At 53.2% G+C, this 13,497-nt stretch carries 12 protein-coding genes; all 12 read left to right on the forward strand.

Translation table 11 applies throughout. The features are described from left to right. Positions 1–2: 2 nt before the first annotated feature. The 12 genes from CJP46_RS01315 to dapA all read left to right on the forward strand — a co-directional run bounded on the left by CJP46_RS01315 (position 3) and on the right by dapA (position 13,236). Positions 3–980: a DHH family phosphoesterase gene (locus tag CJP46_RS01315; protein WP_094593809.1), complete on the forward strand. Its 978-nt coding sequence runs from the start codon at positions 3–5 to the stop codon at positions 978–980. Continuing rightward, positions 977–1,897, forward strand: coding sequence for a tRNA pseudouridine(55) synthase TruB (gene truB / locus CJP46_RS01320; RefSeq protein ID WP_094593810.1), 921 nt, complete (start codon positions 977–979; stop codon positions 1,895–1,897). Before CJP46_RS01315 ends, truB begins: the two co-directional genes overlap by 4 nt. Then, positions 1,897–2,877 carry a bifunctional riboflavin kinase/FAD synthetase gene (locus CJP46_RS01325; RefSeq protein ID WP_373557949.1) on the forward strand — a complete coding sequence of 327 codons (981 nt, stop codon included), beginning with the start codon at positions 1,897–1,899 and terminating at the stop codon, positions 2,875–2,877. The genes truB and CJP46_RS01325 overlap by 1 nt, the downstream gene beginning before the upstream one ends. A gap of 160 nt (positions 2,878–3,037) precedes the next feature. Beyond that, positions 3,038–3,307, forward strand: coding sequence for a 30S ribosomal protein S15 (gene rpsO / locus CJP46_RS01330; protein WP_076168040.1), 270 nt, complete (start codon positions 3,038–3,040; stop codon positions 3,305–3,307). A 149-nt stretch (positions 3,308–3,456) separates the two neighbouring features. Beyond that, a complete protein-coding gene (pnp, locus tag CJP46_RS01335; RefSeq protein ID WP_094593812.1) occupies positions 3,457–5,553 on the forward strand; it encodes a polyribonucleotide nucleotidyltransferase in 2,097 nt (698 codons plus the stop codon). 466 nt (positions 5,554–6,019) lie between these two features. Further along, on the forward strand, positions 6,020–7,009 hold the full coding sequence (locus CJP46_RS01340) for a polysaccharide deacetylase family protein (protein WP_094593813.1): 990 nt from the start codon (positions 6,020–6,022) through the stop codon (positions 7,007–7,009). Between the two features lie 193 nt (positions 7,010–7,202). After that, on the forward strand, positions 7,203–8,432 hold the full coding sequence (locus CJP46_RS01345) for a M16 family metallopeptidase (protein WP_373557966.1): 1,230 nt from the start codon (positions 7,203–7,205) through the stop codon (positions 8,430–8,432). Beyond that, positions 8,407–8,853, forward strand: coding sequence for a dUTP diphosphatase (gene dut / locus CJP46_RS01350; protein ID WP_094593815.1), 447 nt, complete (start codon positions 8,407–8,409; stop codon positions 8,851–8,853). The genes CJP46_RS01345 and dut overlap by 26 nt, the downstream gene beginning before the upstream one ends. A 275-nt stretch (positions 8,854–9,128) precedes the next feature. Continuing rightward, positions 9,129–10,028, forward strand: coding sequence for a dipicolinate synthase subunit DpsA (gene dpsA, locus CJP46_RS01355; protein WP_094593816.1), 900 nt, complete (start codon positions 9,129–9,131; stop codon positions 10,026–10,028). Beyond that, the gene (locus CJP46_RS01360) at positions 10,025–10,621 is read left to right on the forward strand and encodes a dipicolinate synthase subunit B (RefSeq protein WP_094593817.1); all 597 of its coding nucleotides are present in this window, start codon (positions 10,025–10,027) and stop codon (positions 10,619–10,621) included. The genes dpsA and CJP46_RS01360 overlap by 4 nt, the downstream gene beginning before the upstream one ends. Before the next feature lie 459 nt (positions 10,622–11,080). Beyond that, entirely contained in the window at positions 11,081–12,298 is a 1,218-nt protein-coding gene (dapG, locus tag CJP46_RS01365) for an aspartate kinase (protein ID WP_094593818.1), read from the forward strand. 50 nt (positions 12,299–12,348) lie between these two features. Continuing rightward, complete coding sequence (gene dapA / locus CJP46_RS01370) at positions 12,349–13,236, forward strand: 4-hydroxy-tetrahydrodipicolinate synthase (RefSeq protein ID WP_094593819.1); 888 nt, start codon at positions 12,349–12,351, stop codon at positions 13,234–13,236. Positions 13,237–13,497: the final 261 nt, after the last annotated feature.

Genomic DNA, 13,497 nt, shown 5'->3' on the forward strand with positions numbered 1-13,497 from the left:
CAATGCAGACCTATGAACAATCGCTTGAGCAGGCAAAGGAGTTTTTGCTGACACATGATGATTATCTTGTAGTGTCTCATATTCAGCCGGACGGAGATGCAGTCAGTTCCACAGTTGCCGTGGGCTGGCTTCTCTCATGTCTGGGCAAAAATTTTACTCTGATCAATGAAGGGCCGATTCCTGAACGGATGAAATTTTTATACCTGTCAGAGCAGATCGTGAATATGGAGCTTCATCCACCGGAACGTTCATTCAAGCATGTCATATGTGTGGATTGCGCCGATTTTGGGAGAGTGGGATTGACGCAGCGATGCTTCGCTTCGGACGCCTTGATCTTGAACATCGATCACCATCCGACTAACAATGGCTACGGAAGCACGACTTTGATCAAGCCGGACGCTGCGGCGACGGCCGAAATTTTGTATGATCTTATCCATGCTTTCGAGTTTCGATGGACGAAGGAGATTGCGACCGCGATCTACACCGGGCTGCTGACGGATACCGGAGGTTTTCGTTATTCCAATACGTCCCCTAAAGTGATGGCGGCCGCTTCCGAGCTGCTCGGATACGGGGTCAATGGGCCGGAGCTGTCGGAAAGCCTTCTAGAGGCGATGACTTTGCCCCAGATGAAGGTGCTGGTCAAAGCGCTGAACACGCTTGAGATGACGCCGGACGGCAAAATCAGCTGGGTGTACGTCACTCCGGAGCATATGGTGGAGGCCGACGCGGCTAACGAAGACCTGGAGGGAATCGTGAACTACCCGCGGAATATTCAGGGGGTCGAGGTCGGCATTTTATTTAAAGTGATCAATGACCAAGCGGTTAAAGTAAGCCTTCGGTCTGCCGGTAAGGTTGACGTGGCCGCCCTGGCGCAGTCGTTTGGAGGCGGCGGGCATGTCCGCGCAGCGGGCTGCCGGATCGAAGGAACTATGGATGCGATAATTCCACAGGTTATAGAACGGGTGAGACAATTTTTATGAGCAGCTTAGAAGGCGTATTGGCCATCGACAAGCCGGCGGGGATGACTTCGCACGATGTCGTCGCCAAGGCGCGCCGTATTTTGAAAATGAAGCGGATTGGGCACACCGGAACGCTGGATCCCGAGGTTACCGGTGTTTTGCCGCTCTGCCTTGGCCGGGCAACCCGGGTGGTGGAGTACATGCAGGAGCTCCCTAAGGAATACGCGGCAACCTTGCGTCTGGGCATTGCAACCGATACGGAGGATTTGACCGGTACGGTCACGGAATCCGTGGACGAGGTCCATGTCACACCTGAAGAGGTGGAGAAGGTGCTTCGCACTTTCGAAGGGACCATTTCCCAGGTGCCCCCGATGTATTCCGCTGTCAAGGTTGAAGGTAAACGGCTGTACGAGCTGGCCCGAGAGGGCAAGACGGTTGAGCGCAAAAGCCGCGAGGTGACGATTCATGAAATTGAAATGACCGGATCGGCCTGGGAAGGGCCGTACCTGGACATTTCCTTTCGGGTTTTGTGCTCCAAGGGGACCTACATTCGAACATTATGCGTAGATATCGGGCGGGCTCTGCATCTGCCTTCTACGATGGTGAAGCTGGAACGTACGATGTCGGCAGGAATCCCGGCTTCCAAGTGCCTCTCGCTCGAAGATCTCGAGCGCCTGACCGCGATGGGTGAGCTGGACGAGCATTTGATTCCGATCGATGAAGCGATCCGGCATCTTCCGGCACATACCGTGTTGGAGGAAAAGGCGGCTGCCGCCGTGCAGGGCCAGAGGCTCTCAAGCAGAGCGGTTACGCCGGAGGTCATCCTGCCCGGATGCATACGTCTGTATGATCCAAAGGGAACATTCCTCGGCATTTTTGAAAAACAGGCAGAGACGGGGGCCATCGCTCCGGTCAAGGTATTTCTGCCTGAGTCATAATGATTATCTATGGAATTGCAGGTGAAAGAACAGTGAAGACCGTATATTTATCGTACCCGCTGCCTGCGGAGGTGATCCGGGAGCATACCCAGCCGCAGGTCGCAGCCATCGGACAGTTCGACGGAGTGCATCTTGGCCATGCCAGCGTCATCTCTTCTGCGGTGGATCTGGCAAAGGGTAAGCAGATCCCTTCGGCCGTCATGACATTCCATCCGCATCCGAAGGACGTGATGAAGAAAGGGGACTACGAGGGCAGCCTGACGCCCCTGCAGGAGAAGCAGGAGCTGCTGGCCGGCCTGGGGGTCGATATCGTATACGTCGTTGAATTTAACGATTCCTTTTCCCATGTAAGTCCACAGCAATTTGTGGAAGGCGTCCTGTTTCCGTTAGGCATCGAGGCGGCCGTGGTCGGTTTCGACTTCCGCTTTGGCCACAAGGGGGAAGGCAATGCCGAAATGCTCCGCCTGCTGGGGAACGGCCGGCTGGACGTCGAGGTCATCCCGCCATTTGAGCTGGAAGGCGGAAAGGTCAGCAGTACGGAAATTCGTAAAGCGCTGCAAAGGGGAGACCTGGAGCGGGCCGGCCGTCTGCTCGGCCGCAGCTACCGGCTGCGCGGAACCGTGATCGGCGGAGAAAAACGCGGCCGCACTATTGGTTTTCCGACGGCTAACTTGAAACTGGACGATAAGTTCGTCATTCCGGTTAAAGGCGTTTACGCGGTACGCGCCTTTCTGAACGGGAGAATTTTACCCGGCGTAATGAACGTGGGGGTAAAACCGACGTTTCATGAGAACGAAACGACGCCAAGCTTCGAGGTTCACTTGTTTGATTTTGACCGGGATATTTACGGCGAGCATGTCACGGTGGAACTGATCCATTTTATCCGGCATGAGCGGAAGTTCCCTTCCGTACCGGAGCTGATCGCCCAGATTCAGGCGGACGCGGATCGTGCCAAAGAACTTTTGAAGTCGGGCCGCTAAAGCTTAAGCTGGCGAACATTTACTTTTGCCTTTGAAGTATGCTATACTGATAAACGTTGCTGGATGCCCATGGGCTGAAGGAAAACCTTAGCTTGGATACACGATCTCACCGACGGTTTCTAGGCTAACGGCGATTATTTATGTTAAGGAGGTGAATAGGATGGCATTGACTCAAGAACGCAAACAACAACTGATCGAAGAGCACAAAACTCATGAGTCCGATACTGGATCTCCTGAAGTGCAAATTGCTATCCTTACGGAGAACATCGTAAATTTGACAGACCACTTGCGTACGCACAAGAAGGATCATCATTCCCGTCGCGGTCTTTTGAAAATGGTCGGTCAACGCCGTAAGCTGTTGGCATACTTGAAAAACAAGGATGTTAAACGCTATAGCGCTCTGATTGAAAAACTTGGATTGCGTCGTTAATAATCCATTTGTTCTACGGAAAGCAGCCTGGTTGTTCACCGTTTGTCCTTCTAGGAGTGACAGCGGGGCAACCGGGTTGCTTTTTATGCAGGACTATATGAATTATCCCCGTCTGGGGAATACTGATTGAGTAATAAAGGAGGGATTTCATGGAAAGTCGTGTTGAAATGCAGTTGGGCGGCAGAACCCTGGTCATGGAGACCGGACGCCTCGCAAAGCAGGCTAACGCCGCCGTGATGGTCCGCTACGGGGAAACGGCCGTACTTTGTACAGTGACCGCCTCCAGCGAACCGAAAGATTTGGACTTTTTTCCGCTGACTGTAAACTATGAAGAAAGATTGTACGCCGTAGGTAAAATACCGGGTGGCTTTATTAAACGGGAAGGAAGACCGAGCGAGAAGGCCATTCTGGCCAGTCGTTTGACCGACCGCCCGATTCGCCCGCTGTTCCCGGAAGGTTTCCGTAACGATGTGCAGGTGCTGAACCTCGTCATGAGCGTGGATCAGGACTGCTCGCCGGATATTGCGGCTATGATCGGTACTTCCGCAGCGCTGAGCATTTCCGACGTGCCGTTTGACGGACCGATCGGCGGTGTCATCGTTGGCCGCGTGGACGGACAATTCATTATTAATCCGGACATCGCGCAGCAGGAGAAGAGCGATATTTATCTGGTCGTCTCAGGCACTAAAGACGCCATCATGATGGTTGAAGCGGAAGCGAACGAGGTTCCAGAGGAAACGATGCTGGAAGCGATTATGTTCGGTCATGACGAAATCAAAAAGATCGTGGCTGTCATTGAAGAGCTGACCCAAAAAGCCGGCAAACCGAAAATGGAAGTGAAACTCCATGCGGTTGATGCCCAGGTGAATGCCGAAGTGCGCGAATTCGCCGCACAGCGACTCGTTGAAGCGGTTCGCATCGCTGAGAAGCATGCCCGCCAGGACGCCATCGATGCAATCAACGAAGAAACGGTGACTTTCTTTGAACAAAAATACATAGAGACGCCTGAGCTCTTGAAAGATGTCAAAGAAGTGCTGCACGATATCGTTAAAGAAGAAGTAAGACGCCTGATCACCCATGATAAGGTCCGTCCTGATGGCCGGGGTCTGGACGAAATCCGTCCGATCGAATGCGACACCAGCATTTTGCCGCGCACGCATGGTACAGGCTTGTTTACACGCGGTCAAACCCAGGCTCTCAGCGTATGTACATTGGGTGCGCTCGGTGACGTGCAAATTCTGGACGGCATCGATTTGCAGGAGACCAAACGGTTTATGCACCATTATAACTTCCCGCCGTTCAGCGTAGGCGAAGCCCGTCCGCTTCGTGCACCGGGACGCCGCGAAATCGGCCACGGCGCGCTGGGTGAACGTGCCCTGTCGAAAGTCATTCCATCGGAGACAGAATTCCCGTACACGATTCGTCTCGTTTCCGAGGTACTGGAGTCGAACGGTTCGACATCCCAGGCAAGTATCTGTGCAAGCACGCTGGCCATGATGGATGCAGGGGTGCCGATTAAAGCGCCGGTTGCCGGCGTAGCGATGGGACTCATTAAAGACGGAGACCATGTATCCATCCTGACGGATATTCAGGGGATGGAAGACCATCTGGGCGACATGGACTTTAAAGTGGCCGGTACGGCAGAAGGGGTTACCGCCATTCAGATGGACATCAAAATTGCCGGCATTGACCGTCAAATTTTGAACGACGCCCTGAAGCAGGCGAAAGAAGGCCGGATGTTTATCCTCAGCAAAATGATGGAAGCGATCCAGAAGCCGAGAGAGACTTTGTCCCCTTATGCACCGAAGATCATCGTTATGAACATCAATCCGGACAAGATCCGCGACGTGATCGGCGCAGGCGGCAAGATCATCAACAAGATTATCGAGGAAACCGGCGTGAAGATCGACATCGAGCAGGATGGTCGCGTCTTTATCGCATCTTCGAATGAGGAAATGAACCAGAAAGCCCGCTCTATTATTGAAGGAATCGTCCGCGAAGTCGAAGTCGGCGAAATTTATGTCGGCACCGTCAAACGGGTCGAGAAATTCGGCGCTTTCGTCGAAGTGCTTCCGAATAAAGAGGGACTCGTGCACATTTCCCAGCTCTCGACCGAACGCGTCGGCAAAGTTGAAGACGTTGTGAATGTCGGGGATACGATCACCGTCAAAGTGACCGAGATCGACCAGCAGGGACGAATCAACCTGTCGCGCAAAGCGGTATTGGTTGCGGAATCCAAGGCTTAAAACCAAGCGGGACGGCTTCGTCAAGAAGCCACGCTTGCTACCATATGCAGTCAAAGAGACAGAAAGTACTCACTTCTGGCTCTTTTTTTATAATATCAGAAAGTATAAACTACAGAGCCATTGCTTCCTGATATTGCAAGAAAAATTACCTTTGAATGCGGTCTGTCTTCTTTGAAGGTGCGTCGATAGACGTTTTTCTTATGAGATCAGAAAGTATAAACTACAGAGCCATTGCTTCCTGATATTGCAAGAAAAATTACCTTTGAACGCGGTCTGTCTTCTTTGAAGGTGCGTCGATAGACGTTTTTCTGATAACGAACATAAAGGTCATCCTGCTTCAGCGCCCTGTTATAATCCCGCAAGAAAAGCTTTCTCGTGGGAACGATCTGTGTTCAACCACCAATCATATTCCCGCTCGTCCGTTCATATGATGGGACAAAGTAGGTTAAGGGAGATGAGCGGAAAAATGAACGGGAGACGGACAGCCATCGTGCTTGCCTGTTTTGCCATCGTCGTGGGCATCGCGCAGACAGGTGCGGTCGGGGATTATTTTCAGAACGTCCGGCACCACCTGTCTGCTCAAACCGCGTTTGAGCCCCAGACGGACCTGAAGCAGCAGGATCCGCTGTACAAGCAGATTGCCCAGAAGGCCGAGGAAACGCGGATTCCGCCGGTGGATGCGGTTGTAGACCGCGTCTGGAAGGCAATCCCCGGGTACAACGGCCTGGAGATTGACGTAGACGAGACTTATAAACGGGCAAAGGCCCGGGGAGCCTCGGCTCCGATTACATACGTGTACCGTCAAATTGCCCCCAAGGTGAGTCTTAGCGATTTGGCGGCTGAACCGATTTATAAAGGAAACCCGGAGAAGCCGATGGTTTCCCTGATGATTAACGTGGCGTGGGGGGACGAGTATATCGTTCCGATGCTTGATACGCTGGATGCGGAGAACGTAAAGGCGACCTTCTTTTTTGACGGAAGCTGGTTGAAGAAAAACCCGGAGATGGCCAAAGAGATTCAGAAGCGGGGTCATGAACTGGAGAACCACGCGTATACGCATCCCAACATGAGCCAGCTGAGCCGTGAACGGGCAACACTCGAAATCAGCAAAACCCAGCAGCTGCTTAAGGAAACGCTCAGCGTGGAAAATAAATGGTTTGCGCCGCCTTCCGGAGATTTTAACCAGCAGACCGTCCAAATCGCGGCAAGCCTTGGCCTGAAGACGGTGCTGTGGACGCTGGACACCGTTGATTGGAGGAAGCCCTCGCCGGATTCGATCGTCGCCAAAATATCGAGCAAAGTCGAACCGGGCACCTTGATTCTGATGCATCCGACTTCATCGTCTTCCCAGGCGCTGAAAGGCATGATCCGGGCGATCAAGGCGAAAGGTCTCGTCCTGGGCACGGTTAGTCAGACACTGTCGCCCGAGAGGGTCATGGTACCCAAGGTTGAGTGAGACGGCTTTTTTTGATAGGATAGGGATTGCGCTGGCTGTAGTCAGGAGTGTTCCGGCTCGGCCATCATTTACATGAAGAACAGGATGACTAGCAAGAACTGAACAGGGGGCAGCCTGGAGGTTCATTTGGATTAATTATAGGAGGGCCTCTCGCGTGAAAAAAATAAAACTAAGCAACGGCCTTAGAGTGGTTATGGAGAAAATTCCGACGATGCGGTCGGTTTCCTTCGGCATTTGGGTAAAGACGGGCTCCCGCCATGAAACCATAGCCAACAACGGCATCTCCCATTTTATCGAGCACATGCTTTTTAAAGGGACCGAACGTTTTGACGCCAAGGCGATCGCCGAGGAATTCGATGCTATTGGCGGCAATGTTAATGCCTTTACGTCTAAGGAATATACTTGCTTTTATGCAAAGGTACTGGATGAGCATCTGCCGATTGCCGCAGACGTGCTGGCCGATATGTTTTTCCGTTCCAAGCTGGATGGGGAGGAGCTGGCCAAGGAGAAGAATGTCATTCTTGAAGAGATCTCGATGTACGAGGATACGCCGGATGACATGGTGCACGACCTGATGGCCAAGGCGGTCTACGGGGATCATCCGCTTGCCTATCCCATTCTGGGAACGAAGGAACAGCTGGAAAGCATGGGATCTTCAGACCTTCGGGCCTACATGGATGAGCATTATACGATCGAGAATACCGTTATCAGCGTGGCCGGCAACATTGGCGACGATATTGTGGAGCTGCTGGAACGCCATTTCGGCGGTTTCCAAAACAGCGGGCGCGTGTCCGAATTGACCGTGCCTTCGTTCCAGAGCGGGCTGTTGTACCATAAAAAGAAGACGGAGCAGAATCATATCTGCCTGTCCTTCCCGGGATGCTCAATCCACGATCCGCTACAGTATGCCATGATTCTGCTCAATAACAGCATCGGCGGCGGGATGAGCTCGCGATTGTTCCAGGAAATCCGGGAAAAGCGGGGGCTCGCTTATTCGGTCTACTCGTACCACAGCTCCAACGAAGATAGCGGCTTGTTTACGATTTATGCCGGAACTGCGCCGAAGCAGACCAAAGAGGTCATGGACCTGACCAAAGAGGTGCTATCGGATATAGCCGTTCGCGGGATGACCGAGGATGAGCTCCACAAAGGGAAGGAGCAGCTGAAAGGCAGCCTGATCCTGAGCCTCGAGGGCACTGGCAGCCGCATGAACCGGCTCGGCAAAAACGAGCTGATGCTGGGCAAGCATTTTTCGCTGGATGAGATGATCGAAAAGATCGAAAACGTGACCATGAACGATGTGAACGCCGTGCTGGACCGAATGTTCAGCCAGCCGTTCTCGCTGGCGATGGTCGGTTCGACGGACCGCGCCATTGCAGGGTTAAGGAGGGACGATTTTGTCACACTACGTACAGATTCATAAATTGCCGGGTCACGAGGATGTGCGGCTGCCGGAGAAGATGTCCGGCTCCGCATCCGGTTATGACCTGTACGCCGCCGTAGAAGAAGAGATCGTCCTTCAGCCGGGGGAGCGTAGGCTCATCCCGACCGGATTTGCCATCGCTATGCCCGACGGGCTGGAGGCTCAAATCCGCCCGAGAAGCGGGCTGGCGCTGAAGCACGGCATTACCTGCCTCAACACGCCGGGAACGATCGACGCCGATTACCGCGGGGAAATCAAGGTGCTGCTGATCAACCTTGGGCAGGAGCCGTTTACGATTACCCGAAACGAGCGCATCGCCCAAATGGTGTTTATGGAAGTGCCGCAGGTAACGTTCGAGCAGGTGGACGTGCTGTCCGAAACCGTTCGCGGTGAAGGTGGATTCGGTCACACCGGCAAATAATTACGTCTCACTACAGCCTGGAGTTTCGTTCCCGAAAGGGTTCGGTCTCCAGGCTTTTTTTGTGAACCGGATTCAATAAAATTCGGTGTTCTACCCTCCATATCCCCGAACCTGCAATGTTTTATCCTGCACGGGTTTCCCGCCCGAATCAGTTCCGACAGACGCTGAAAGAGCGTCGGCAGACGTGTTTTTATTTGACGGGCGTCTTTCACCCCTCCATGGGCAGCGGCATATGATGGATTCATAACAGTGTTTTTGAAAGGAGTGACATCCTTGTGCTGACTGGAGTTCATATTGTGTTCCTAGGCGGGGATGCACGTCAGATCGAGGTGATCCGTAAATGTTCGGAGTTGGATGCTACCGTCAGCGTGGTCGGATTCGACAAGCTGAATGAAAGGGTCCTGGGAGTCTCGTGGGAACGCCTCTCTTCTGAACTGCTTTCTACGGCAGACGTTCTCGTGCTGCCTGTTGTCGGGTGTGATGATTCAGGAGCGATCCAGACGCCTTATTCTGGAGAGTCCTTAAAGCTGCTGGATGAGCATTTGGCTGCTCTTCCGTCACAATGTGCCGTGTATACAGGGATGGCTAAACCTTATTTGCGCAGTCTCTGCGCAAGCCACGAGGTGCGCCTAGTGGAACTGCTGGACCGCGACGACGTTGCCATTTTCAATTCCATCCCAACGGCGGAAGGCGCGCTGGTGATGGCGATCCAGAATACGCCGTTTACGATCCACGGATCGGAATGCCTCGTGCTGGGTCTGGGGAGAACTGGATTTACGATGGCGAAAAGCCTCCAGGGTCTCGGGGCGAAGGTTAGGGCCGGTGTCAGGTCGGATAAGGATTTTGCCAGAGCGGAGGTCATGGGCTGGGAGCCTTTCCTGACAAGGGATTTGGAGGATCATGTGCGAAGAGTCGACTTGATTTTTAACACGATTCCGACTATGATAGTCACAGCGCAAATCCTGTCAAGAATGCCCCAAAGCGCCGTCATTATTGACCTTGCTTCGGCTCCCGGAGGATGTGATTTCCGGTATGCGGAGAAGCGGGGAATTAAGGCCTTGCTGGCTCCCGGATTACCTGGAATCGTAGCTCCCAAAACAGCTGGAATGATTATTGCCAATGCGTTGGTACAGTTGATTTCGGACGAGATCAAGATTCGGGGGGATGGGGAATGAACTTGCAGGGGAAAACGGTAGGTTATGCGATTACGGGCTCACATTGTACGCTTGCTGAAATTATGCCGCAGATTCAACGATTTATGGACGCCGGTGCCAAGGTGGTGCCGATTGTCTCGAACACGGTGCAGGTAACGGACACCCGCTTCGGGACATCCGCGGGTTGGCTGGAGCAGCTGAAGAACATCACGGGGAGCGAGATTATTACCTCGATCGTGGATGCGGAGCCGCTGGGACCGTCCAAACTGCTCGACGTGCTGGTCATTGCGCCATGCACGGGCAATACGACAAGCAAGCTGGCCAATGCCATTACGGACAGTCCCGTCTTGATGGCCGCCAAGGCCCAAATGCGGAATTTGCGTCCGCTGGTGCTGGCGGTTTCCACCAATGACGGACTGGGATTAAACGCAGCGAATATCGCCAAGCTGCTTGTGACCAAGAACATTTACTTTGTTCCGTTCGGTCAGGATAATCCGGTGCAGAAGCCCAATTCGCTGGTTGCGAACATGGAGCTGATCCCCGAGGCGTGCGATGCGGCTCTCGAAGGAAGACAACTGCAGCCTATGCTGATCCAACGCATATTTTCCGCGTAATCCGATCGGCTGCATTCGTTTCGAGTTCCGGCACCCGAAACTGCATTGTCCAGCGCCTGCACATGCTGCGGGCGGGAATTTGCGCCCCATGCCGTTAAGACACGGGGCTGTTTGCATCGATTATTCCGGGCTGCCGTAATCGGATAAATATCATTGTAACGAACATAAGTTGAAATGAAGAAGATGGTCGAAGAGACCAAATAGTAAATGTAGGACGACTCGATCGAAGTGATCGCAGCCTGTTTTGCTTATCCCGGTTGGATGCGGTCATACCGATCTTGTTAAGATGCCGATTCGGGCGGGAGCAGGAAACTAGGCTGTGATCACGAACTGCTGGCCAAAGCCCGCGTGTCAGTGCTTTGGTTCTGAGGAAGGGTACAGCTTCCATGGCTGTACACATCACAGGAAATCGACGCAGCTAAACGTTCTGCCGTTCTTATCTAGCATGGGGGAATTGAAATGAGCATCTTAGTACAGAAATTCGGCGGTACATCTTTGTCCACTCCGCAAGCAAGGGAACTGGTCATCAAGCACATCAGGCGCGAGCTGGACAACGGCTATCAGCTTGTTGTTGTCGTTTCGGCCATGGGACGCAAGGGGGAGCCGTATGCGACCGATACGCTCCTGGACTGGGTCTCCCAGAACGGGAACGCTCTTCCGTCGCGTGAGCGGGATTTACTGCTGTGCTGCGGTGAAATCATATCGGCTGCCACGCTGTGCAGCCTGCTGGAGGATGAACGTATAACCTCCACGGTGCTGACAGGTGCGCAGGCCGGTTTTGTCACCGATGATCAATACGGCAACGCGCGGATTAAGGACGTGCGTCCTGAGCGAATTGTGAAGGAGCTCGAAACGCATCAAGTGGTCATCGTCACGGGATTTCAGGGTCAGACGGAAACCGGAGACTTTACCACCTTGGGCCGGGGGGGAAGCGATACTTCGGCAACGGCGCTGGGTGCGGCGCTTCATGCCGAAATGGTTGACATTTACACGGACGTCAACGGGATTTTGACGGCAGATCCCCGAATCGTCGAAGATGCCAAGCCGCTCTCCGTCGTAAGCTACGCCGAAATATGCAATATGGCTCAATACGGAGCCAAGGTTATCCACCCAAGAGCCGTTGAAATCGCGATGCAGGCCCATGTGCCGGTGCGGGTGCGGTCCACCTTTTCGGAAGATGAAGGTACGCTGGTTACCCAGCCGGAAGGCTTCAGGGACGTTCAGCTGGGCTTCATGGACCGGTATGTGACGGGAATCGCCTACGTGAGCAACGTGACTCAAATTACGGTGGAATGCGAAAACGAAGGGGATAATCTTCAGCTCAGCGTGTTTAAAGCTATGGCTGAGAATTCCATTAGCGTCGATTTTATTAATGTTACCCCGACAGGGGCTGTCTATACCGTTTTTGACCATGATTCGGAGAAAGCGATCCGAGTGCTTCAAGATTTGGGATTCCGGCCAAAAAGTCTTTCAGGCTGCGCAAAGGTTTCCGTCATCGGCGGCGGAATCAACGGAGTACCGGGAATCATGGCCAAAATCGTCGAATCCCTCAGTGAACAAAATATCCAAATTCTGCAGTCGGCAGATTCGAATACGACCATCTGGGTGCTCGTGAAGAAAGAGGACATGGTACAGTCTCTCCGGGCACTTCATGCCAAATTCGAACTGCACCGGTAGACATAAATCTGGAAAACGCACGTTTACGTCCTATTAGGAGGTTGTACAAGATGGATTTCGGTAGATTGATTACGGCCATGGTTACTCCCTTTGATGAGCAGGGAAATGTGAACTGGACAGAAACCGCCAAGCTGATCGATTACTTAATTGAGGACCAGCGGTCCGATTCATTGGTTGTCTGCGGAACGACCGGTGAATCGCCGACGCTTACGGAGGAAGAAAAGCTTAAGCTGTTCGCTTTTGCGGTGGAGCATGCCAAAGGGCGCTGCAAAATCATAGCCGGTACCGGCAGCAACAGCACCGCGCATTCGATCCATCTGACCCAGGAAGCCGAAAGGCTCGGGGTGGATGGTGTTTTGCTCGTTGTGCCTTATTACAACAAGCCGAACCAGGAAGGGATGTACCGTCATTTCGAGGCCATTGCCCGCAGCACGAAGCTGCCGGTCATGCTGTATAACGTTCCTGGACGGACCGTGGCAGGCCTGACCGCCGAGACGACGCTTAGACTCGCTGAGATTCCGAACGTGGCCGCTACCAAGGAATGCGCTTCGCTCGAGCAGGTGACCTTGATCTCTGCCGGTGCGCCAGCGCATTTTCGGGTATATTCCGGAGACGATGCCGCGGGGCTCCCTGCCATGGCGGTAGGCGCATACGGCATCGTGAGCGTGGCCGGCCATATCATCGGCGCTCCCATGAAGGATATGATTACAGCATATCTGCAAGGCGAGCAGACGGAGGCTGCACGGCTTCATCAGAAGCTATTCCCGGTGTTCAAGGGATTGTTTGAGTGCCCGACTCCGCTGCCAAATCCGGCTGCCGTCAAGCATGCGCTCAATTTGATGGGACATTCCGTCGGAGGGGTACGCCTTCCGTTGATCGGACCGGATGAGAAGGAAGCGGAATTTATCGAACGATTGGTGAATTCGCTCGCGCAATAATTGAATTATCGTCATCATTCACACGAGCAGCGTCCTGACCAGGGCGCTGTTTTTTTGTTTAAGTTGCACGGCTTTGGGTTAAGGCCTAATCAGGGACGCGCTGCTTTAGAACGGGCCTTTGGTGCAGAGGAATATCCAAATAAACGGCGTGGATTTGGGGAACTCTAATGCCTACTTTCAGGGTGACTTGTGTTTTGACTTTTTTATCATGTATAATGAGGTCAAGTGACTGGGTGCGGTATATTTTTGAAATATAAATAT

Origin of the sequence: Paenibacillus sp. XY044, from assembly GCF_002257645.1 — a bacterium.
In the GTDB taxonomy this organism is placed as follows: Bacteria; Bacillota; Bacilli; order Paenibacillales; family Paenibacillaceae; genus Paenibacillus_AQ.